The 23,092-nt window shown below is 64.9% G+C and carries 19 protein-coding genes; 16 read left to right on the top strand and 3 right to left on the bottom strand.

Annotated features, from left to right (window positions below; genetic code table 11):
- Positions 1–370: 370 nt before the first annotated feature.
- Complete coding sequence (locus OKA05_RS14620) at positions 371–2,008, bottom strand: HEAT repeat domain-containing protein (RefSeq protein WP_264487905.1); 1,638 nt, start codon at positions 2,006–2,008, stop codon at positions 371–373.
- 312 nt (positions 2,009–2,320) lie between these two features.
- Here OKA05_RS14620 and OKA05_RS14615 point away from each other — a divergent pair, with 312 nt between their 5' ends.
- From OKA05_RS14615 to OKA05_RS14565, 11 genes are all read left to right on the top strand, one after another.
- On the top strand, positions 2,321–3,895 hold the full coding sequence (locus OKA05_RS14615; RefSeq protein ID WP_264487904.1) for a TIM44-like domain-containing protein: 1,575 nt from the start codon (positions 2,321–2,323) through the stop codon (positions 3,893–3,895).
- Between the two features lie 244 nt (positions 3,896–4,139).
- Positions 4,140–5,966, top strand: a complete 1,827-nt coding sequence (locus tag OKA05_RS14610; protein WP_264487903.1) for a hypothetical protein — start codon at positions 4,140–4,142, stop codon at positions 5,964–5,966.
- Between the two features lie 150 nt (positions 5,967–6,116).
- Positions 6,117–6,245, top strand: coding sequence for a hypothetical protein (locus tag OKA05_RS14605; protein WP_264487902.1), 129 nt, complete (start codon positions 6,117–6,119; stop codon positions 6,243–6,245).
- A gap of 12 nt (positions 6,246–6,257) precedes the next feature.
- The gene (locus OKA05_RS14600) at positions 6,258–6,737 is read left to right on the top strand and encodes a hypothetical protein (RefSeq protein ID WP_264487901.1); all 480 of its coding nucleotides are present in this window, start codon (positions 6,258–6,260) and stop codon (positions 6,735–6,737) included.
- 247 nt (positions 6,738–6,984) lie between these two features.
- Entirely contained in the window at positions 6,985–12,090 is a 5,106-nt protein-coding gene (locus OKA05_RS14595; RefSeq protein ID WP_264487900.1) for a tetratricopeptide repeat protein, read from the top strand.
- Positions 12,091–12,188: 98 nt separating this feature from the next.
- Positions 12,189–14,234, top strand: coding sequence for a PDZ domain-containing protein (locus tag OKA05_RS14590; RefSeq protein ID WP_264487899.1), 2,046 nt, complete (start codon positions 12,189–12,191; stop codon positions 14,232–14,234).
- Positions 14,235–14,275: 41 nt separating this feature from the next.
- Positions 14,276–15,157: a S1 family peptidase gene (locus OKA05_RS14585; protein WP_264487898.1), complete on the top strand. Its 882-nt coding sequence runs from the start codon at positions 14,276–14,278 to the stop codon at positions 15,155–15,157.
- Positions 15,158–15,615: 458 nt separating this feature from the next.
- On the top strand, positions 15,616–15,774 hold the full coding sequence (locus OKA05_RS14580) for a type II toxin-antitoxin system HicB family antitoxin (RefSeq protein WP_264487897.1): 159 nt from the start codon (positions 15,616–15,618) through the stop codon (positions 15,772–15,774).
- Between the two features lie 98 nt (positions 15,775–15,872).
- Positions 15,873–16,679 (top strand): DUF1444 family protein, encoded by an 807-nt coding sequence (locus OKA05_RS14575; RefSeq protein WP_264487896.1) that lies wholly within the window; start codon positions 15,873–15,875, stop codon positions 16,677–16,679.
- A 39-nt stretch (positions 16,680–16,718) separates the two neighbouring features.
- Positions 16,719–17,234: a hypothetical protein gene (locus tag OKA05_RS14570; RefSeq protein WP_264487895.1), complete on the top strand. Its 516-nt coding sequence runs from the start codon at positions 16,719–16,721 to the stop codon at positions 17,232–17,234.
- Positions 17,231–17,995 (top strand): TSUP family transporter, encoded by a 765-nt coding sequence (locus OKA05_RS14565; protein WP_264487894.1) that lies wholly within the window; start codon positions 17,231–17,233, stop codon positions 17,993–17,995. The genes OKA05_RS14570 and OKA05_RS14565 overlap by 4 nt, the downstream gene beginning before the upstream one ends.
- A 13-nt stretch (positions 17,996–18,008) precedes the next feature.
- On the opposite strand, the gene OKA05_RS14560 is transcribed toward OKA05_RS14565, so the two are convergent.
- The gene (locus OKA05_RS14560; protein ID WP_264487893.1) at positions 18,009–18,644 is read right to left on the bottom strand and encodes a DNA-3-methyladenine glycosylase family protein; all 636 of its coding nucleotides are present in this window, start codon (positions 18,642–18,644) and stop codon (positions 18,009–18,011) included.
- Positions 18,645–19,226: 582 nt separating this feature from the next.
- Here OKA05_RS14560 and OKA05_RS14555 point away from each other — a divergent pair.
- Positions 19,227–19,415 (top strand): hypothetical protein, encoded by a 189-nt coding sequence (locus OKA05_RS14555; RefSeq protein ID WP_264487892.1) that lies wholly within the window; start codon positions 19,227–19,229, stop codon positions 19,413–19,415.
- Between the two features lie 12 nt (positions 19,416–19,427).
- Here OKA05_RS14555 and OKA05_RS14550 read toward each other — a convergent pair whose 3' ends face one another.
- On the bottom strand, positions 19,428–19,805 hold the full coding sequence (locus tag OKA05_RS14550) for an RNA recognition motif domain-containing protein (protein WP_264487891.1): 378 nt from the start codon (positions 19,803–19,805) through the stop codon (positions 19,428–19,430).
- Between the two features lie 330 nt (positions 19,806–20,135).
- Between OKA05_RS14550 and OKA05_RS14545 the strand changes: the two genes are divergently transcribed.
- From OKA05_RS14545 to OKA05_RS14530, 4 genes are all read left to right on the top strand, one after another.
- A complete protein-coding gene (locus tag OKA05_RS14545) occupies positions 20,136–20,561 on the top strand; it encodes an EF-hand domain-containing protein (protein ID WP_264487890.1) in 426 nt (141 codons plus the stop codon).
- 64 nt (positions 20,562–20,625) lie between these two features.
- Positions 20,626–21,369 (top strand): hypothetical protein, encoded by a 744-nt coding sequence (locus OKA05_RS14540; RefSeq protein ID WP_264487889.1) that lies wholly within the window; start codon positions 20,626–20,628, stop codon positions 21,367–21,369.
- A gap of 48 nt (positions 21,370–21,417) precedes the next feature.
- Positions 21,418–22,473, top strand: coding sequence for an SAM-dependent methyltransferase (locus OKA05_RS14535; RefSeq protein ID WP_264487888.1), 1,056 nt, complete (start codon positions 21,418–21,420; stop codon positions 22,471–22,473).
- A gap of 53 nt (positions 22,474–22,526) precedes the next feature.
- Positions 22,527–23,063, top strand: coding sequence for a hypothetical protein (locus OKA05_RS14530; RefSeq protein WP_264487887.1), 537 nt, complete (start codon positions 22,527–22,529; stop codon positions 23,061–23,063).
- Positions 23,064–23,092: the final 29 nt, after the last annotated feature.

The raw sequence follows: 23,092 nt of genomic DNA, 5'->3' as shown, positions 1-23,092 counted from the left end.
GCCAGTGGCGGAACTTGCGGTGGAGGGAGCGCCGTAGCAAAGAGGGTCGGCCTGCTGCAACGCATTGAAGGGCCATTCGGGCCGGTCTGATCCCGCTTCGCCCTGCGGGCTACGAGGGACAAGCGACCGGCGCTTCCGGGGCGCGAGGCTGTTAGATGATGTTCGGCCGTGCCCGCGTGTCCGTTGGGCGGACTTGCATCAGTAGAGCATGCACCTAGGTGCTTCCCCGCAGCAGGGCTGCTGGCTTCGAGCGGCAGCAGGGCTGCCGCATTCCGGGTCTCCGACTGCTGGGGCGGAGGTGAATGGGTCGGGGTCTCCGGCTAATTGCTTTGGCCTCCGGGAGGGGCCGGGTCGGTTGGCGCGGCTGGGCCTACTCCTCCCGCAGGTAGGCTTCCTTTGACCACTGGTAGCGGGTGGCGAGGATGGTTTGGGCGGTGGGGGAGAGCTGCTTGAACATCGCCTCGATGCGTTCGGCGTGTTGGATCGCGGGGCGGGTCTTGGCTTCCTCGTAGGCCATGGCGGCGAGGCCGAGGAAGGCGCCGAAGATATTCGCGGAGTAGTCCGCCTCCTCGTAGCGGGTGTAGCCGACGTAGTACTCGTTCCGGCCGGGTTCGGAGAAGGCGAGGCTCGCGCCCATGTTCGCGACGACCCGGGTGCCCTTGCGGAGCTTGCCGACGGCGACATCGAGGTCGGCGAGGATGTCCATCTGGTAGAAGCCCATCGTGCGCGGATCGCCGCTGCGGAGGGTGTTCAATTCCTTCTGGAGGATCTCGATCTTCCGCTTGTGCGTGGGGGCCCAGGTGCGGGTGGCCTTGCTCATCGCCCTGGTTTCGGTCTCGATCTCAGCTACCAGCTCGGGGATGCGGCCCTTCACGGCATCCTCCATGATCAGGCCGTCCGCGCCGAACTTGGCCTTCCCGCCGATGGCAAAGGTGACCAGCACGCGGCGGTCCTGGTCATTGAAGGCGAGGCGTTCCTCCTCCAGCTTCGCCTTCGCGGCGTCGGCGGCGGCCCAGTATTTCTTGATCTCGTCGAGGCCGGCGAGATCGAGGGGCTCCAGATAGGGACGGACCCAGGCACCGCCATTGGTGCAGCAGACGGTGATGTCTTCCTGCGCGCGGTTCCTCATCGCGTCCGAGGCCTCGGCGGATGCCATGATGTCGGTGAGGGCCTTGAGCCCCAGCATCGAGAGGTCCTCCTTGGGAGAGAGCGCGAGCTTGCCGTACTGCTTGATGATATCGAGGTAGTCGCCGGGATCGCGGCCGGGCATCTTCAGCGCTTCCGCAAGGGCCGCAAAGGCTTCGGGGGACTTGAGCTTGCCGATGCCGCGGAAGGCCCACCGGCGGATCTCGCGATCCGGGTCACTGGACGCCGTCATGAGCAAGGGCAGGTGCTCGGGCGAGGGATTCATGGCTAGGTCGGCGAGGGCCGAGATGCGGGCCGCGGGAGCCAAGCCGGGGGTCTCGTAACGAGCGGCGGGATCTGCCTTCACGACCGCGGCCGCCGGGGCGGGGGCAGGGTCACCGGGTGGCAGGGGTGCGGGCTTCTGACCCGGTGCAGGCGCTGGCACCACGGGTGCGATAGCGGGGGCGGGAGCCGGCTGCGGGGCATTCTTCGCCAGCTCGGCCTTCTTCTTCGCCAGCTCGCGGAGCTGGGGAATGCGCACCTTTAGGATGGGCTCGGCTTTCTTGTAGAATGCGGAGATCTTTTCGGCCTCGGCGAGCATCTGATCGATATCCTGCCGCCCGTAGTCGACCTTCGCCACGACATGACCCGCGGGGCCGGAGACGGTGGCCCCATTGGTCCCGGTCACCTTGAAGCCGGAGCCGTCCAACATCAGCTCCGCATATTCATAGGCTTCGGCGTAGGCTTTCGTCTTGGTGCCATCGAAGATCACGATCAAGCCGCGGGCGGGGCGCGGCGGCTTTTTTCCCTGCGCCTGCACGGGCACCGTGAGCAGCGATAACGTCGCGAGGATCACGGAAAGCATCCAGGCAAACGATCTCATCCGCGCGCTGGTATTCGCGTACTCTGCTGCGCCCTTATCCTTATCCTTCTTGCTCGAAGTGACAGGCCGACGACGATGCGATGCGGAATCGCCCAACGGGGAGGGAGGGAGGGGGAGCATAAGCTAAACTGCTGCGATCTATGGTGTGCCTATCATGCCCGCCGCGAACTGGGAAACCAAAGCTTCTCAAAAGCACTCCTACCCCCCAACAGTCCTTAACAGCTTAAGCTGGCAAGCCGCGTGAAGGTGCATCCTATCGGCGGAACTTGCGGTAGCGGGAGCGCCGTAGCAAAAGATGGCCTGCCGCACAAAATGAAACCCCGGTCCGCGCTCCTTTGCCTGCCTGCCTTCCTGGGCTTGCTGCTGTGGCTGGGACTCGGGATTTCTGAGGATGCCGCCGCGCGCGCCGGTGGGGCAGGGGGTGGCAGCACCAGTAGCAAAAGCAGCGGTAGCAAGAGCTCGGGCAGCAGGAGCAGTGGTAGCAGAAGCTCCGGAAGCAAGAGCAGTGGCAGGAGTAGCTACCGCAGCAACTACAGCGGTGGTTCGTCGTCCAGAGGATCTTCCTATGGTTCCTCGGGCAGCCGCGGAACTTCCGGGTCGGGTTCGCTGAAATTCACCTTCGTGCTCCTCACCATCGGCGTCGGCGTGGCGGTCGCGGCCGTGATTCTTCACCGCAGGTCGATGGCTGCCCGTTTTCCCCCGCCCACGGAGCGGGAGCGGTCCAGGATCCGGACCGCTCCGATCAACGGGCCCCGTGGCCTGGATGAATTCCTCCACGCCCATCCCGATTTCGATCCCGGCGCGTTCGCGGCCAAGGTCCGCTCCGCCTTCATGAAGATCCAGCGGGCGTGGACGGAGCAGGACCTCTCGAGCGTCCGGCCTTTCCTCTCGGATGGCATGTACCAGCGCTTCGCCACCCAGTTCCGCATGATGGAGCTGCTGAAGCAGCGCAACGTGCTCGATGAGATCCAAGTCTTCGGCGCGCACCCGATCGACTACCGCATCGATGGCGCATTCGATGTGATCGACGTGTGGATTTCCGCCGCCATGTCCGACTCCTTCACCTGCGAGCTGGACCCCTCGATGAATTCGGAAAGCCACGACCCCTTCATCGAACACTGGTCCTTCATCCGCAAGCGCGGCGCAGCGGACTCCGGCTTCGATATCGTCTCGGACAAGAATTGCCCCTCCTGCGCCGCGGAGCTGCCCGCGGACATGGGCGAGTTGTGCCGCTGCACCCACTGCCAGGTGCTGGTGAATAGCGGCGACTTTGATTGGGTGCTGGCCGAGATCACCCAGGAAGCGGACTACGATATCGGCTCCCGGATGACCCCGCTCGTATCCCCGGAGCTGGAGGAAGCCATGGCGGCGGTGGCTGGCAAGTGCCCGGACTTCTCGCGACAGGTCGTGGAGGACAAGGCCAGCAATGCGTTCATGCAGATCATGACGGCCTACGCCACGCGGAATCCCGCCTCCGTCCGCCGTTTCGTGACCGACGAACTCTTCGCAGGCCTTTCCGCGAAGATCCCGGACCATGGCTCGATTTTCCACCGCATCTATCTCAATGAATGCGTGCTCCTCAATGTGGGCCAGCAGGGAGCGGTGCACCGTTGCGACGTGGGGCTATCCGCCAGCATGCAGCGCGCGGGGCTGCTGCCGGCGGGAGGCCTCGCCCTGCTCGATGCCGGGCCACGGCGCCGCGACTTCACGCTCACCCTGGAGCGCGACATCGATGCCGTGCCGGAGAAGGGCTCGCTCTATCAGCACCAGTGCTCCGCCTGCGGCGGCCGCGTCGGCGACACGCTCGACGTGACCTGCCAATACTGCGGCACCGCCCTGAACTCGACCCGCCACGAGTGGATCGTGAGCGGCTTCGAGGAGAATTGAGGTGGATTCTTGCAGCGTTGATGGGCAAAGCCATCGTCGGCGTGGAGGGCACCTCCGCCCCCGGGCGGGTTGATAGAGTCACCAAGTTTTCCTTTACACCACCGCCTTCCGGGCATTCAAAGTAAATACATTGCATGCACATTATTCATTCCCGGCCCTGATTGCGCTCGTCGTCCTGGGGGTGCTCCCTCTGGATCAGACCGTAGCGGAGGTGGAGCCCCTCACTTGTGGCAACTGCGCCGGAATGTCTCTGCCGGGCGGGGAAGCGATAGGGTTCGGCCCCCAGGCGATCGTGGCACCGGCCAATGCCCAGTACTACGAAGTGTTCCCCAACGTGGTGCGATCCGACGGGTCCGAGTCCTATCGAATCAGGGTCAATCTGGGAAGGTCGGCGAGGCGTGTCTATTTCCCCTATCTGACTTCCAATGACCCGCTCTTCAGGACCGACTTTTCCGACGATGGTCAAAACGGCGACGCGGTGGCCGGCGACCGCATCTACACCAGTTCGCCCTTCGTCCCGGTTCAGTTGTCGCCATCTTTCAACTACAGATCCCAGCCACCCGGGGAATCGCTGCCCGGCCTGACCTTCGTGACGTGCAGTACGATCCATATCGTCGAGACGGACGGGAGCGAAACCTCGATTCTCACCTCTCCCGAGGTAGGAGTCATCAGCTCAGCGGGACTCACTCCGCTCAAAACCGCCGGCAGCGATTTCCAGATCGCCTCCCACTTGCTGAATGTCCGCAGCAGCAAGCCGACGTTTCAGAATCAACTGCGCGGCATCGGGGCCAACAACGTCGCGGAGATGCAGGCGACGGTGAAAAAGGTGATCGGGCAAGTGGGGGACAACTACGATTTCATCCTCCTGCTCTCGAGCATGCATGCGGAGCGGACTCCTGCGATCTCGACCTCGGCGAACTACTTTGCGGGCATGCACATCCACGCCCAGAGCTCTTCCGCCGGTACCGGGATGCCGCAGATCAATCAACCGGCAACCTACGGCAGCGCAGGAAGGCTGCTTGGAATGAGCCAGATCGACACGGCCACCCGGGGAATCTTCATGAACAACGTGCTCCATGAGCTCACCCATCAATGGGCCGCGGGGATCTCCGATGCGAGCTTTGGAAAGCTGAAAAGAGACCCAGGGCACTGGCACGGTTTCAGCAATATCAACAGCTTGGTGGGCGGCTTCGAGTGGGTGCCGCGAAGTGATGGACCGGGATGGCTGGTGAACACGGACTCGTCTGGCAGCCAGATTGTCCGCGAAATGCCGGCGGTGGAGCGCTACTTCGCCGGTTTCTGTCCGCCTTCCGAAGTCGGTCCCTTGATGGCTTACGACAGCACCACCACCTTTCCCTGGGATCGGGGGCCCGCGAAGATTCCGATCTTGCCCGAAGAGATTGTCGCGAACTTCTCGGTCGAAGACCTGATCGCGGTGCATGGAAAGCCGGTGGCGGATGTGCTGGAGGGTCAGAAGCACTTCAATATCCTCTTCGTCGTGGAATCGGTGGAGCGGTTCCTGACTCCGCGGGAGATGACCTTCTACAACAAGCTGGCGGAGGAATTCGAGCGGCTGCTGCGTCCGTCCGAGCCATCGCCCCGCATGATGGACAACTGGGTGCCCGCCACGCGTTTTTTCGGCAGGGGTGTCACGCTCTCCACCCGGGTGAGCGGATGGGATCAAGATCTCGACGGGCTCTACGACGATTGGGAGACGACGTACTTCGGCAACCTCGCCCAAAGCAGCGGGGGCGATCCCGATCGTGACGGTGCGGACAATTTCAGCGAGATGGCCTACCTGAGCCACCCGGCGCATGCCGATCTGCGGCGGGGTGTCCGTGCGTATGAGACGGCCACCCACCAGTGCCTAGAAACGACCCGCTTCCTGCCGACCCTGGATTACCGGATGGAGATCTACTCTGGCGACCCGCCGCAGGGCTGGGTACGGAACAATACGGGCAACTGGCTCGGGCCCCACTTCCGGCGGAAGATTCCAAAGGCCGACATCGCCTCCGGTGCGGCGGGAAGGCGAATGATCTGCCGTGGCAAGGTCACCGCTGCGGCTCCTTAATTTTGTAAAGGTGAGGGCCTGGCGTCTGGATTCCGGGCCGGGGATCCATGGCTGCTGAAGTGCCCGTACCTTTCTAAAGAATCGTGGCCGCGTTTCGCGCGATTCCCGCTGGGAGACGGAGGCCGTGATCTGTATCATCCCATTGTCCTCATGAAACTCGCCGCCTGCTGCATCGCCTTTCTCGTCACTTGGTCGAGCCCGGTGCTTGCCCACACCGAGGAGGAGGTGAAAAAACTGGTCCGCGACTACTTCGCCGCCACCCACGCCCAGGAGTGGTAGACCGTCGTGGCGATGTATCACCCGCAGACCTTGGTGGAACTTCAGACCCGAATTCTGAAGAGCGCGAAGGTCCCCACGACCTCCGCCGGCGTGAACGATGACAACCGCGCCGCCGTCACGGAGATGCTTGAGGCCTTGGAGGCCAAAACCCCGGAAGAACTATGGGCGATTCAGCCCGCGGTCTTTTATGAGCGCATGCTCGACCAGGGCCGGAAGAGAGGGATTGGTGCCGGACTGAAGGAGGTGGAGACCACCATCAAGGGCATCAAGGTGGAGAAGGAGGGCGATGAATTTCACGCCGACGCCGAAGTCGAATCCGTCCTGAGGCGAAAGCTCTACTCCGGTGTCACCCACTTTGTGATCGAGCCCGTCGAAGGGCAGTTGAAGGTCGTCGCCATGACCAAGACGAAGAACGAGCCCCGGGACATTGAAGATGGAGCCAAGCCGGAGACCCCGAAGGTGGAGCCCGGCCCCGGTGAGAAGCCGGAGTGAGCATGGCTGTCCGGGGTGAGTGGGCTTCGCGTTTTCTTTCTTAAGGAGATGACCCTTGGGGAGCTGCCGCAGTCCGGGTCTCCGACGACTCGGGCGGAGCGGAAGGGGAGGCGGAACGGTCAGGTGCTTCGGCGGGCCAGCGGCCCGCGCACCCAGCTTGTCGGGCACTCGGCCCACGCTCCGCCTTTCGGCTCGCCAAACGCCCGTTCTGCCGGTGAGGTTTAGGGAACGTTGATATCAAGATAAGATGAGTGGAGTGCGGGAAATGTCGATGGTGACTGCCGGGATAAAGGCGGCGATGGAAGACGGGCGGATGCTCGATGCGTGGCAGGTCGCGCAGGAGTCGGGCGTGGCGCTGGCGGCTTGGCCGCACGGGGAGGCCCGGCGGCAGGCGGCGGCGCTGGCGACGCACTTGGGCGATGCCCGGCTGGGGCAGGCGCTCGATTGGCTGAACTGGCGGGCGGAGCGCAGTCACCCGACGTGGTATTTCCGCGCGCTGTTCCCGCGAACGGCCTGGCACACGCCGCAGGAGATGATGGCAGAGATCGATGGCCGGCTGAAGGGAGACATGCCGGATGAGTCGCGCGCGGAGCTGCTGGCGTATCAGGCGTGGAGCCTTTCGGCGTTGCGGGATTTCACCCCGGCGCATGCGAAGATCACCCGCGCGCTGGAGCTGGATCCGGAGGACTCATGGTTGCACGTCCAGCGGTCCGGTCTGCTGGAAGCGCAGGACCGCTATGCGGAGGCGCTGGAGGCGGCCGAGCATGCGCGGCAGCTCAAGCCACGCTATCGATCCTCGGTGCTGCAGTGCGCGGACCTGTTGATCCATATGGGTCGGGATGACGAGGCGCTGGCGCTTTTGTTAGAGACGCATCGGGGGGCGCAGCAGGCGGCGTTCGCGTTGCGGATGCAGACGATCCACAGCGAGCGGGAGAACCACGCAGAGGCCTTGTGGTGCCTGGATGAAGCGGAGCGACTTTCGCCGCTGGCGGGCGAGTCGTGGAAGAAGTGGGCGGCCGGACGGCGGGCGGATTTCCTCTACATGGCCGGGGACATCGATGGCTGTCTGGAGTTGTGCGATCGCAAGGGCGAGGGCTTCCAGAAGATCATCGCGAAGACGCTGCGCGAACCGGGCGCGCGCGAGCGCAAGCGGGTGAAGCTGGACGTGCCCTTCACGCGCCAGCACCGCATGACCTGCGCGCCGGCGACGCTGGCCACATTGGCGGCGTATTGGGGGAAGAAGCACGATCATCTGGAGATCGCCGACGCGATCTGCCATGAGGGCACGCCCTGGCACAAGGAGCGCGTGTGGGCGGAAGGCCACGGCTTCATCGCTCGCGAGTTTCGCCTGACGCCGGAGACCCTGCGCGGGCTGATCGACCGAGGGCTGCCATTCACGCTGACCACGCAGTGGACCACGGGTGCGCACATGCAGGCGTGCATCGGCTATGACGATCGCACCGGCGTGATCCTGCTGCGCGATCCCACCGAGCGGCACTTCGGCGAAATGATCCTGAAGGGCTTGATCAAGGATCACCCGATCGATGGCCCGCGCGGGATGACGCTGGTGCCGGTGGAGGAGGCGGCGCGGCTCGATGGCCTGCTGCTGCCGGACGAGGCAGCCTACGAGGCGACGCATCACCTGCTCATCGCGCTGGACGGGCACGACCGGTGGAAGGTGGATGCGGCTCTCACCACGCTGCGGGCGGTGGCCCCCGGCAGCATGCTCGCGCTACAGGGCGAGGCCCGGGTGGCGGCGTATTTGCAAGACTGGCCACGCGAGCTGGCGGCGACCGAGGCGTTGCTCGAGCGGGCACCGGACCACGGGCACCTGCTACTACGGAAGTCGTACTTGTTAGCCTGCCTCGGCCGGCGAGGCGAGCAGCGGGCGCTGCTGGAGAAGGCGGTGCCGAAGGGCGACGCGGTCTTCGCCTCGGAGCTGGGCGAGCTGCTGCTGCAGGACGCCCGGGAGTTGCCGCTGGCCGCGCATTTCCTCAAGCGCGCGCTGCGCCGCCAGCGGAGTTCGGGGCGTTGCCACGAAAGCCTGGCGCGTTGCCGGGACAAGCAGCACCGCCATGCGGAGTCGATCGACCTGCGGCGCGCGGCGGCCTCGCTGTCGCCGGATTTCGAGGGCTACTCGCGCGCCTACTTCGACACGTGCCGCGTCCTCAAGCGCACGGCGGAAGGACTGGAATTCCTGCGCGAGCGGGTGCGGATCCACGGTCGCAAGGACGCCGGGCCATGGATCACGCTGGCCTCTTGCCTGGATGCCACCCGCAATGACCGCGAAGCCGCGGCGGTGCTGGAGGAGGCACGGGCTGCGCGGCCGGACGATGGCGAGCTGTTGCTGGAAGCCGGCGGGATGATGGCCGGCTGGGGCGGTGAATTTCGCGAGCGCGGGCTGGCATGGATCGAGGCCGCGCGGGGCAAGGTGCCGGAGGCCAGGTGGCTGCGGAAATCCGGGCAGATCGCGGGTTTCACGGGCGACCGGCGGCTGGCGATCCTGCGCTGGCGCGGCCTGCTCGCGATCCAGCCGTTGTCGGTCGATGCCTGGCGCGGGCTCGTCCGCCTGACGGCGGAGGAGGAAGGGGAGACCGCCGCGATGGCGCTGTTAGACAGCGCGCTGGCGAAGCACCCGGGGCAGACCGGCCTGTGGGCGCTGGCGGCAGAGTGGCGGCGCGGCAGGCCGGAGGCGGCATTGCAGGCGCTGGATCAATTGCTGGAGCGCGACCCGCGCGACCGCTGGGCGTGGCGGGAGCGGGCGCTGCGGCGGCTGGATGTGGGGCGCAAGGACGAGGCGCTGGCCGACGTCCACGAGGCCGGGGCGCTCGACCCGCGCGATCCGCTTTCACTCGGCATTCTCGCCACCGTGCAGCGGGAATTCGGGAGGAATGACGAGGCGAGGACGGCGCTGATGGAGGCACTGCGGATCGACATCGATTACACATGGGCGGCGCGCGAGCTGATGGAGCTGGCGAGCGACCGGGCCGCCTCGCTGGAGACGCTGCATTTCATCAATGCGGAGATGCGCCGGCAGGTATCGAATGGCGAGATCGTGCCGGATTATCAGGAGCTGGCGTGGCGATTCGTGGCGCCGCCGGTGCTGCTGGGCGACCTCCAGGAGTTCTGCCGCGAGCGGCCGGACCTGTGGCAGACGTGGTCGGCGCGGGTCGAGCAGGCGCTGCGGATGCGGTTCGATGGCGAGGCGATGGCGGCGGCGACGACGCTCACGGAGAATTTCTCGCTGCTGCCGCGCGCGTGGCTGGATTTGGCCAAGGTGCATCACGCCGCCGGCCGGCACGCCGAGGAAGAGAAGGCGATCGCGGTGGCGGTGGACCTGTCGCCCGGTTGGGACGAGGCGGCGCGGCAGCATGCCGAGGTGCTGGAGCGGCTCGGGCGCCTGGCGGAAGCGGAGGCGGTGCTACGGCGGGCGCTGCTGCTGGAGCCGCTGACCGGCGCGAATTACGGCTGCCTCGCCGATTTCCTGCGCCGCACCGGCCGCCGCGACGAGGGCTTGGCGCTGCTGATCAAGGCTGCCGAGAATTGCCCGTTCTATTCATGGGGCTGGGATGCGCAGGCTCGTTGGGCGAAGGCGGACGGGCGGGAGGAGGAAGTCATCGCGCGGCTGCAAGAGGCGAGCCTCCGCCACGGTCACCGGCGGTCGTGGTGGCCGGTCGCCCTGAGCGTGTGGGACGAGCTCGGGCGGAGCGAGGAGAGCATCGCCGCGATTCGCCGCGGGCTTGAGCTTTCGCCCGGCGACCAAGGGCTGCGGGATCAACTGGCCTATCAACTGTGCGAGCAGGGCAAGCACGATGAGGCGATGGCTGCCTGCGCGGCCATCGCGGGTGAAGCCGCGCCGCCGCGCGAGCTGGAGGGCCGCCGGGCGTGGATCCTGATGCGGGCGGGCCGGCCGGTGGAAGCAATCGCCGCGATGCAGTCGCTGCTGGAACGCGAGCCTGACTACGGGTGGGGCAGCAGCGAATTGGCCGGCTGGCTGAACCGTCGCGCGGATTGGCCGCGGCTGCGCGATCTCGCCCGCACGTGGTCGCGCCACGCGCCGCGCTCGACCATTGCCCTCGGCTTCCTGGGCCAGGCGGAGCGGGAATTGGCAAACGACACCGCGGCGATGGAGGCCTACGGCCGCGCACTGGCGCTGGACCCGGAGTATCTTTTCGCCGGCCGCCAGCTTGCCGACATGCAGATGGCTCGCGGAGAATTCGACCAGGCGGCTGCCACCATCGCGCTGCTGCGCCACTACGTCGGCGGCTCGAAGGTCACCGGCGATGCGATCGAGCTGACGCTGAAGCGCGGCGATCTGTCCGGGGCCTTCAAGGAGGCGGAGAGCTTGCTGACGGACCCGGAGGCCGGGTCGGACCTGTTCGGCTGGATTGGGAATCTGTTCCAGCGCGCCGGTCGCGAGGTCGCGTGGGGGAATTGGCTGGGCGAGCAGCTCAAGAACGGGCCGGTGGCTGCGCCGGGGGCGCTGGTCGCCTTCCTCCAGCACCTGCCGCCGAAGAAGCAGTGGACCGAGAGCGTCCGCTGGATCACCCGCGAGCCGCTGGGTAGCGAAAGCCGCATTCAGGCGTGGCGCTGGCTGATCGGCCATGCCGGCAAGCACCGCCGCCACGATCTGTTGCAGGCATGGGGTCGCAAGGATCACCGCGCCGAGCTGCACGGTCACGGGGCGCTGTGGAATGCCATGGGTAGCGCCCTGCTCGAAGCCTCGATGGGGAATGACGGGGCCGAGTGGCTTGGCGATTGGCAGCGCCGCGAGAAGGATCTGGAGGGCCACACGCTGGTGAACCTAGCGGCGCTTTACGAAGCCTGCACCGGTGATATCGACACGCTGCTGCGGCAGGCGGTGGAGGTGCGCCGCGCCGGGCTCGCGCGCTTTCCCGCCAGCCACAATGCCCCGGCCTTGCGCGCCGGGCTGGCCTTGGGATGCGCTCTGGATGGCCGCATCCCGGAGGCGAAGGAGGCGCTGGAGCAATTCGAGCCGAGCCTGACGAACGACTACTACCGCCACTCCGCCCAGCTCGCGGAGGCGATCGTGGCAACCGCGGAGGGACGCGATGGGGAGGCGGCCGAGCTTGCCCGCACGTCGCTCGGTTTCTTCACCCGCTATCCCGACGACTTCGCGATGAAGCGCCTGCGGGAGAAGGGCGAGCGTGTCCTGGCCAGCCACCAGCCGTGGACGAAGGGCAAGGTGGGCAAGCTGCGGAAGCGCTGGAATCTGCCGGTGCCCTCCAAGGCCAAGGCGTCCAGTAATGAGAATTCGGGGCTGACGTGGTTCGGCGGGGTCGCCGTGGTGGTGCTGGTGAATTTCCTGATCCGCACCTGTTCCGGGGAGTGATCGGGCGGCGCCTGCAATCGGCCCGACGGGAGGATTAACTTGAACAAGCCCGGATTCGCCGGACGCTTGAGGGCGTCCCCAGCCCACCCATGACCCTCATGACCTGCCGTTCCGCTCTTCTGGTGCTCGCGTTTGCGACCTGCCAGCCCGTTTTTTCCCAGGATGCCAGCCAGCCTCCATCCGTGCCGGTGCCCGCCGCCGAGGTCTCGGATGCCATCAAGAAGGTCTATCCCGCGCTGGTCCGCATCTACGTGGTGATGGAGGAGGGGTCCGACGGCACGATGAAGAAGATGCAGGGCAGCGGCAGCGGCGCGATCATTTCGCCCGAGGGCCACGTGCTGACCAATCACCACGTCGCCGGCCGCGGCACGCGCTTCGTCTGCACGCTTTCCAATCACGATGAGGTGGATGCCACGCTGGTCGGCACCGATGCGCTCTCCGACCTGGCAATTCTCAAGCTGGACCTGAACACCCGCCGCTTCAAGGACCAGCCGCTCGCCGTGGCGGGCTTCGGCGATTCGGATGCGCTCAAGACCGGCGACCTGGTCTTCGCGATGGGTAGCCCCGGCGGGCTCTCGCAATCGGTCACCCGCGGCATCGTCGCGAATACCGAGATGATCGTGCCGCGCCACCAGATCGGCCTGACGCTCGATGGCGAAAAGGTCGGCGAACTGGTCCGCTGGATCGGCCACGACGCGATCATTTATCCCGGCAACAGCGGTGGCCCCTTGGTCAATCCGGCCGGTGAAATCATCGGCGTGAATGAAGTCGGCATCGCCAGCCTTGGCGGCGCGATTCCCTCGAATCTCGCGAAGAAGGTGGCCGCCGAGCTGATCGACAAGGGCAGCGTGACCCGCAGTTGGATCGGCGTGGAAGTCCAGCCGCTTCTGCGCAGCATGGCGGACAAGAAGGGCGCGCTGGTCGCTTCCGTATGGAAGGGCAGCCCCGCCGCGAATGCCGGCATTCAGCCCGGTGACTTCATCACCGCGTATCAGGGCACGGCCTTGCCGGACTGCCATGCCGCGGAGGATTTGCCGATTTTCAATGCGATGGTGCTCAATACCACGCCCGGCACCGAGGTCACCCTGGCCGGCCAGCGCGGTGGCCAGCCGCACACGTGGAAGCTCACCACCGTGGTCCGCGAACCGACGCAGGCAAAGGAAGGCGAACTGCGCGAGTGGGGCCTGACGACCCGCGACTTCACCCAGGTCTCCGCGCTTGAGAAATCACGCGACGACAAGGACGGGGTACTGGTCGATACCGTGCGCGGCGGCGGACCTTCCTCCGAAGCGAAGCCACCCCTGCGTGGCGGAGACGTGATCGTGAAGGTCGGCGGCAAGCCGATGAAGAACCGCGCCGAGCTGATCGCCTTCACGACGGATTTTGTCAAAGATGTCACCGAGCCGAAGCCTCTGCTCGTCGAGTTCGAGCGGGATCGCCAGCAGTTCGCGACCGTGGTGAAGGTCGGCCCCGTGAAGGATCCGGTGAAGCCGCGTCTTGCGGAGAAAGCGTGGATGGGTCTCGCCACCCAGGTCATCACCGACGAGCTCGCGACCGCGCTCGGCATCGCTGGCAAGAAGGGCGTGCGTGTGACTTCGCTCGCGCCGGATTCACCGGCAAAGCGGGCAGGTTTGTTAGAAGGCGATCTGTTGCTCAAGCTGGATGGCAAGATCATCAACGCCCGCCGCCCGGAAGACTCCGAGACTTTTCCTGAGCTGATCCTCGCCTATCCGGTCGATGCGACCGTCGAGCTGACTGGTATGCGCGCCGGTCAGCCGCAGACGTGGAACGTCTCGCTCGCGCCGCGGCCGATCGATGACAGCGAGCTGCGGGAGTACAAGGACGAACTCTTCGAATTCACCGCCCGCCAGCTTTCCACCGCCCAGCGCGACAAGATGAAGGCCGAGCTCGATCTGGAGCCGGCCGGTATCTCCGTGATGAAGGTCGAGCCCAGCGGTTGGGCCGCTCTCGGCGGGCTCTCGCCGGACGATGTGATCCTCACCATCGACGGCACGCCGATGAACGAAATCGACACTCTCAAGACGAAACTCATCTCGCTCCGCGACAGCAAACCGCGCAGCGTCGTCTTCGGCATCCGCCGTGGCCCGCGCACGTGGTTCCTCGAAATCGAGCCACGCTGGTAATCTTCATTCTCTCAACTCTCCACTCTCACCTTTCGACTACTATGTTCCGCACCATCGTTCTCGCCCTCGCGGCGACCACCGCCCTCGCCTCCGCTTCCACCGCGGAACTCCGCGACACTGCCAAGAAGCTCTCCGCCGAGCATAAGGACGCCGTCGTCTGGCTGTCCGTACTCGCCAAGACCAGCATGTCTGCCGATGGCGACGTGCCCGCCCAGATCAAGTCCGCGCTCGCCGCCCAGGAAAAGGAAGAGAAGAGCGAGGTCACCGGCACCATCATCGATGCCTCCGGCCTGATCGTCACTGCGCTCGGCGGCCTCGACAAGTCATCGATGGTCGATGGCCAGACGGTCAACACGCCGATGGGACCGATCAAGCTCAAGTCGAATTCGGAGATCAAGGAAGTGAAGGTCATCACCGCCGATGGCTCGGAAGTTCCCGCTGACCTCGTGCTGAAGGACGAAGACCTGGGGCTCGCCTTCATCAAGGTTCGCATGGACAGCGAGGAGGCCAAGGGCATCGAATTCAAGGCGATCAACCTCGCCGACTCGGCGAAGGGCGAAGTGCTCGACGAGTGCATCGCGCTCGGCCGCCTGGATGAATCGCTCAACCGCGAGGCCAGCCTGCTGACCACCGAGATTTCCGGTATCACCACCCGCCCGCGCACCTTCTACCGCGTGGCCACCGATGCGATCGGCTGCCCGATCTATCTCGCCAATGGCAAGCTGCTCGGAGTGTCGGTGCTGCGCAATCCGAAGGGCAATTCCTCCCGCACCGGCCAGATCCAGATCTCGCCCGTGATCCTGCCCGCCGCCGACATCGCCAAGGTCGCCGCCCAAGCGAAGGACGCGAAGCCGGCTGAACCTGCAAAGGCGGAAGAAAAGCCTGCGGAGGAGAAGCCCGCTGAAGAGAAGGCTGGTGAGTAAGACCAGGGGGTCTAACAGATCATCCTGACGCTTTCCGATTCTAACAAAGCCGCCCGTGGGAAACCCGGGCGGCTTTTTGTTTTCCATCCGTAGGCGCGGTGGTGACACCGCGGAAGCCGCCAAGGAAGCGGGCTCCACCCTTCCTTCCGCGTTCTCACGAACGCGCCTACGTTAGAAGCGTGCGCAGACTCGCGACTTTCGCTACTCTTCCCCGCGATTGGATGAGTCAGCCCGATTACCTCAAAAAGATCGAGACCGCCCGCACCGCGAAGTCTGCGAGGACTTCAGCCGATGCCTACGCCCAGATGGACCGTAAGGCGGCATCGACGAGTGGTCGGTTTACGACGAGAGCTTCCAAAGGCTCGTCTGCTGATGCCTCGAAAGCGGACGCCGCTCCGCCGGAGTTGGATCGCTGAACCGGGAATTGCACCAAGGACTTTGAACGCTAGGCTCAGAGCATGAGGCTCAAGGCCATCATCCACGAAGCCGAAGAGGGTGGATTTTGGGCAGAAGTGGCGGCGTTGCCCGGTTGCTTTACCCAAGGCGAAACCCTTGAAGAAGTTGACGTCAACCTTCACGAAGCGATCGAGGGATGGTTGCTTGTGGCCGAGCTTTGAAGTGGAACCTGCCGTGGCCGCACGATTCCCGGTTGGCGCGCTGACTCTCGCAAACCTCTCGCTTGCCACCGCCTCGCGATTTACCCAAATCATCCTTCATGCACGATGACGACGCAGGCTTCCGGGACCGGGTAATCCGAATCGCCGGGCAGGTCTTTCCCGGGATGGATTTCGTACCGGACCCGGAAGAGCCGGATGTCTTGATCGTCGGTAAATGGCGTCTCGGCCTTCAGAACCTCCGGGCGAAGTATGAGCTTGGCGAGATCTCGGACGAGGACTTCGCAACGATGGTGGAGGACCACTTCGGGTCGATCTTCGCGAATGAAACCCCGAGCTTGGATGACCTTTCCCTGGACGAGATTCGGGACCAGCTCCGTCTCCAGGTCATGCCTGCGGATTATGTGCAGGCGGCACCCGTGCCAATCGTCGCCTTTCCCTTCGCGACGGGAATCGCCGTCGGCATCGTCGCGGATTTCCCGCAGTCATACGCATATGTGCGCCAAGTCGACTTGGAGCGATGGAAGATTTCTCCCGAAGAGCTCCACGAGATCGCCCTTGAAAATCTGGAAGCCATCAGCCGCGACATCGACGTGCATCTCAGCAAGAACGATGCGGAGACCATCTTGGCGATCGATAGCGGCGACGGCTACGATGCGGCGCGCATCCTCATTCCCGGACTCCAGGATTTCATCGCCTCGCATCTGGGCGAAACGTTCCGCTTCGGAATTCCCAATCGGGATTTCCTGATCTGTTGGAGGCTCGATTGCAGCCCTGAGTTCCACCGCCAGCTTGGCGGGAAGATTGCCGAAGATCATGCGGAGCGGCCCTATGCGCTGTCGCCCTCCGTCTTCGTCCGCAACTCCGAGGGCAACTTCCACGAGCAACCCGGGGTGCAAGCGCCGTGATGATGAAGTGAGCCTCCGCCCGTTAACCCGGGTTGAAGTTTGACACTTCCGTGGCTTTCGGGCATTGGGATGGGTGTGGAGGAAGCTCCAGAGCAACCTGCCGAGCCGTCCGAGGGAGAACTCCGGGCGATCTTGGACGAGCGCGAACGGGTGCGGGCCGCGGCCCGGCAACGGGTCGCTGGGCGCACCACGCGTATCATTGCCGCGGTGATCGCGGTGGTAGTAATCGCCCTTGTAAGCCCGAGCGAGAACCGCGAGATCGTCGCCTCGCTGTTCCGTGAGCCGGATCCCGAACCTTCGGCGGCCCCCCAAGTGGAGCCGGCGAAGCCGCTGGAACCGGGCGAGCAGGAAAGCATCGAGGACCAGCTCACGAACTCTGCCTCGATCGATGCCAAGTCGATGGTTTCGCCCGATGGAAAGATCGTCACGAAGGCGGACATCGGTCTGGCGATGGAGTTGCTGAATTTCATGCAAGTCGCGCCGAAGCGCGAAGATCCGCCTGCCACAAAGTCGGAGCCGCAGCCTGAGCCGGAGAAGAAGGCGAAGGCCCCATGAATCCGCTGTCGCCCGTCGTTCACGGGTTGTTGTTTCTGGCGGGTTTCGCGGGTGGATTCATCGATGCCATCGCGGGTGGCGGCGGCTTGATCACGGTGCCGGCCTTGCTGGCGACGGGCATGCCGCCGCAGGTGGTGCTGGGGACGAACAAGCTGCAATCATCGTGCGGCACGTCGATCGCGGTGTGGCGCTACGCGCGGGCCGGCCTGATGGAGACGCCGGGCCTGCGGTTGGCGGTGGTGATGGCGTTTCTCGCGAGCATGGCCGGGGCTCAGGCGGTGAGCATTCTGAGCAAGGACCTGCTGAAGCAACTTATCCCATGGCTGCTGGCGGCGGTGGCGGTTTACACCGCGCTGAACCGGCGCTTCGGCGTCGAGACGGGCAAGCCGAAGATGTCGCCGGTGGTCTTCGCCGCGGTGTTCGGGATCGCGATCGGGTTCTACGATGGCTTCTTCGGGCCGGGCACGGGGTCATTCTGGACGCTGGCGACGGTGGCGCTGTTAGGCCTCGAGCTGAAGGGCGCGACGGGCTACACAAAGGCGGCGAACCTTGCGAGCAACCTCGGTTCGCTGGGGATCTTCCTGGCGCACGGGTCGGTGCATTTCAGCGCCGCGGGAGCGATGATCGGGGGGCAGGTCATCGGCGCCCGGCTCGGTGCGGGTCTGGTGGTGAAGAAGGGCGCGGGCCTGATCCGGCCGGTGTTCCTCGCGGTGGTCTTCGCGATGACGGCGAAGCTGCTGTGGGATGCGTGGCGCGGGTAGTCCGTGGCTGACATCACGGCTCCGGCGAGCGATTCAAGTCGGTGGCCCGCCACAGGTACCAGGCGGCGACCGAGCGGTGCGGCTGAAACCTCTCGCCGAATCCGAGCAGCTCCTTTGGCTTCGGCATCTCATCGAGGCCATACGCGATCTTGTAGCCGGCGCGCACGCCGAAGTCATCCACCGGCCACACGTCCGGCCGGCCGAGGGTGAAGATCAGCAGCATCTCCACCGTCCAGCGGCCGACACCGCGGACCTGCGTCAGGCGGGCGATGATTTCCTCATCGGGAAGCGCGGCGATGGCCTTCGAGCCCGGCACCACCCCGGACAAGGTCTTCTCGGCGATGTCGCGGATGGCGGCCGTCTTTGCCCGCGAGAAGCCCACGGCGCGGAGTTGTTCGTCCGTCACCTTGTCCAGCGCCTGCGGTCCGGGAAAGCGACCGCCGAAGAGCCCGCGGAAGCGCCCGAGGATCGTCTGCGCCGCCTTGCCATGGAGCTGCTGGTGCGCCACGGCATTGACCAGCGCTTGGAAGGGCGTGCGACCGGCCTCGATCTCCAGCGCGCAAGGGCCGACGCGGCGAATCAGCGCCTTCATTGAAGGGCAGGATTTCCGGAGATGGGCGACAGCACGGGCGTGGTCGGCGGAGGTCATGGGAGAAACCGCTAGATCAGCCGGGCTGCCATCGCGAGTGGGAAAGGGCTCGGCCCTGAATGGCACGGGATTAAGGTGAGATTCGGTGGATACTCATGACCCCGGAGGGGTGTCGGAAATTAGCCGGTAGCGTGAGCCACCGGGAGGCTACCCATCTTCATTCAAGCCCCGGCAGGGGCGACAGACTCAGCAGTGAACGGTTGGTGACGCCACTTTTCCACCGCCCCTGCCGGGGCGGAGCATTCTCGGACATCGGGGCCGGTGGTTGTCACCACCGGCTAATTTCCGATGTCCCTCCGGGACGGAAGAAGCCGGGAACCACCTTAATCCCGTGCCATTCGGCTCGGCCCTTGTCAAACGGGTCAACTCCGGTAGGAAAGATCTATCCTGCTGGAAAAGGTCATTCATTTGAAGATCACCCGCATAGTCCTCGCTTGCGCTGCCGGCTTGGTGCTTGCCTCGGCGCGGTCGATGTCCGTCGGACCTCGTGGCTGGGAGTTTCCGGATTTCTATGTCGCCCTCATGTTAGGCGGTGCGGTCACGTTTTCCTGGCTTCGTCATCCTGCCCGATCCGTCTCGACGATGAACTTGTGCATCGTGTTCGTCTTGCTGGCCCTGCTGGTAACTTATCAGGCCGTCCAAGGGTCCTCCACTGACCTCTGGATCGCCGTTGCCGTGTCGGTTGCGTTCCTCGCCATCCTGCTGGCTTACCGCAAAGTCGTCACGACAGCCTCGCCGCTCCCCGCCGAGCGGCTGGAGCAGGGCGCTTGACCGGAAGCCTGCTCAGCCTTCCCGCCGCGGTGCCCGCTTCCCGGTGAATTTCCGGGCCGCTTTCTTTGCGGTTTTTTTCGCCGCCTTTTTTGCAAAGAAGCTCTTCTTCTCCGCTGTCTTCGGTCGCGGCTCATGCGTGCCGAGCAGGGAGGACGAGGCGGCGCGTTTCACCCGCAGCTTTTCGGAGCCGAGCCGGGTGCCATTCAGCCCCTTGATCATCGCTTCCGCCTGGTCGATCGATGGCATGTCGGCGAAGCCAAAGCCCTTGGACTGGCCGGTGGCCTTGTCGATCACCAGGTCGAAGGTCCGGACCTTGCCGTACTGGTCGAGCATCCTGCGGACGTGTTCTTCGGTGATGGAGCGGTCGATATTGCGGATGAGGACGATCATGCCGGAGAAAGCCTAGTGGCAGCAGACGAGTGGAAACGAGCCCGGATTTCTTCAAAACCTCAAAAGAGGATGCTGCCGACGAAGACGCGGATGTGATCCGGGAAATTGGGTTTTCAAACCGCGATTGGACCCCAATGGACGCGAAGAGGATCCCTTTCCCAGCGATGGACGCCCTGGTTCGGCGCATTTCACCGGCAAATCGCCTGACGACTTCCCCAATTCGCGCCCATTTGCGTTGATTCGCGGTTCAGATCTTCCACTGCGGTTGCTCTGGATGGGCAGGGAAATGGATTGACCAAGCAGGCCGGATTCCGGTCATCTTCCAAAGCCATGAAGCTCGTATCCGGTCTGTTTTGCCTCGCTGCCGCCTTTTCGTTCACCGGCTGCTCCTCGACGAGCCCGTCGCCGACGGTGGAGCAGTCATTCAAGACCGCCGACATGAACGGCGATGGCAAGGTCTCGCGCCAGGAATACGACGCCCACCTGATCGGCGAGATGTTCGCCCGCTTCGACGGGAACAAGGACTCGGTGATCACCGAGAAGGAGTTCGTGGACAACGGCGGCACCAAGGAAGGCTTCTACAGGGTCAACACCAGCGGCTCCGGCAAGATCACGCTGCAGGAGGCCCGGGCCAGCGCCGGGGTGAAGAAGACCCTCGCCGCGCCCTTCAAGGAAGCCGACGCGAATGGCGACGGCCAGGTGACCCTCGAGGAATTCCGCAGCTCCCGCGAGAAGGCCCTCGATTACGTCCGCTAACGGCCGGCATCAGACCCTCGTCCAGCGATCTTGATCTGGCGGCTTTCCCGGCCAGACTTGCATCGTGAAACTTAGGATGATGGGAAGACTGGCGGCGGTCTGGCTCGCGGCCCAATGCCACGGCGAGGACTTCCCCATCCTCCCGAAGGATCTCACGCAGCTTCCCGCCTCGGAGTTTTGCAAAGTCGTGGAAGGCACGACTTCCAAGGACGGAAGATTCGCCATCGCGGTGGGCCTCACCACCGGGAAGCCGGTGGCGTGGAGTGATTTCAAGGAGGAGGGCGGAAGCTACTCGTTGGATCCGGAGGCACCGGGCTTCGCCAATTTCGTCGTCGATCTGAAGAAGGACCGGGCGACCGCGCTGGTGCGGGGAAAGCACCCTGGCACGCGGGCGACCTACAACCATGAGCGGTGCACCGTGGCGTGGTCGGAGAAGGCCAAGCATCTGGTGGCCATGCAGTCATGGAAGTGGCACACGGCGTATGCCGGAGTCTATGCACTTTCGGCAGAAGGGGCGGTCACTGCCTCCTTGGACCTGTTGCCCGTCGCGCAGGATCAGCTCCGCCGGATCCTGGAGCGGGATCACGGGCTCAAAGCCGACGCGTTCAAGGCCAAGTACGCCGTCGCGCTATCGGATCCCGCAGTGACCGAGGAAGGCCGGGTGACCCTCACCGCGTGGGCGGAGGTCCCGAAAACCGATGACCCTTCGGTATCCATTTCGCTCCGATTCACGGTGCGCCCGAACGCCGATGGCAAGCTGTCCGTCTCGGACCTGAAAGTGGAAACGCCGGCGGAAGAAGCCCGCTAAGGGCGAATTGTCCTTCCATCGCTCGCCCCTTGGGCGCAGGAGACGGGCATGTCGCACGCGTCCTGGCTGATCCGCATTCCCGATGTCTTTGCGCCTTTCGCGCCGCAGATCCTGGCGGGCCTCGGTGCGACGCCGCGGAAAATGCTGGGTGGCGACTACCATTTGGTGGAACTCGCCGACCCGGCGGTGCTGTCCGAGTCGGAGCGGGCGCTTTTCACGAGCTGGAATCTGCCGGTGGAGCACGGCTGGCCGTGTTGCCCGCAGAAGATGGACGGCTTCGTGGAAAAGGCGGCGCAGGGGATTCTCAAGAAGTTCGGCGACCGTGGTGCGCAGGCGCTGTTCACCGGGCCGTTGCTGCCGGGGGCGCCGCATCCTTTCTACAAGCACCTCGCCACCAATCTCCGCGGCCGGGTGCTCCAGCTCTTCCCCTCGCTGCCGGTAGCCGAGGTCGAGGCGCAGGACCCGTCCGCGCCGACCTTGTTTTGCCTGGTAGGGAAGGAGGGCCTTTTCTGCGGGATGCGGAGTCCGCGGGAGGCGAACGGCTTTTACCCCGGCGGGACGAAATTCATCCGCCAGGCTGCCGCGATCAGCCGGGCCGGGGCGAAGATCGCCGAGGCCCTGCACTATCTGAAGCTCCACCAGCCGGACCTGCCGGCCGGTGCCCATTGGCTGGAACTGGGCGCGAGCCCGGGCGGGATGACCGCGGAGCTGCTCGACCGCGGGTTCCGCGTCACCGCCGTCGATAAGGCAGCACTGGATCCCCGGTTGGATCGTGCGCCAGGACTGACTTTCATCCGCGGCGACGTGGATACCTTCAATTTCAAGTCCGACGGGGAGTTCGATGCCCTGCTTTGTGACATGAATGGCGACCCGCGCGTGTCGCTGCGGCAGGTGGTGCGGCTTTCCGCCGGGCTGAAAGCCGGTGGGCTGATCGTTTTCACCCTGAAGGCCGCCGGGGCGGACACGCCGGAGGACATGCTCGCGCTGATCCGGGCAGCGGAGGCGTATGCGGTGGCCTCGGGGCTGACCCTGATCGCCAAGACGCACCTGACCTACAACCGGCAGGAGTTCACGCTGTTCTTCGAGCGGGCTCCGGGGCACTAGGGACCGCCATGAGAGGGCTGGAAACCGGCCGTCCTCTCCCTAGGCTCGCCATGATGAGCGGGGAACTACCCACCACTGGCGAGGATGCGGATCCGGGGCTGACGCTGGAGCCAAATGGTGAGAGCGAGCCGGAACCTTGCGCTCACTGTGGCCACTACAGCCGCTCGGTTAACGGCTTCATTCATCGCGGGGAGAATGGGCCGACCTGCGCCGCCTATCTGGTGCATTGGACTCTCGGAGTGTCGGAACACCTGGCCAATTTCGATCTGATCCTTGGCCCATGGGGCGACGGCGCGGACCCGGCCCTCCGCCTCGCCATTTCCCTGACCTATCGTAACGACGCCGAGCAACGTGGCTTCACGCTCATCGATGCGAAGGGCAGGCCCCACGATAAACGCGAAATGGTGGGGCGAGCCCTCGCGCGAGACGAGGTGATCGGCTCTCCCACGCTCGCGGCCGAGGTCTTCCGCTTGGTGGACTTCATCCTCCTCCACGATTCCCGGATCGGAAGCATCGAAACCAAGCCCCACGGCATCCGGTCCGGCGTGGGCAAGATCTTCCGATTCTTTGGCAAGAGAGCGGGTCCTTAACGAGGGATTGCGGCCGGGTGATGGCTCGC

The sequence above is a fragment of the Luteolibacter arcticus genome (genome assembly GCF_025950235.1).
Taxonomy (GTDB): Bacteria; Verrucomicrobiota; Verrucomicrobiia; order Verrucomicrobiales; family Akkermansiaceae; genus Haloferula; species Haloferula arctica.
Note: the sequence above shows the minus strand (reverse complement) of the source record. Positions and strands in the feature narration are given on the sequence as shown.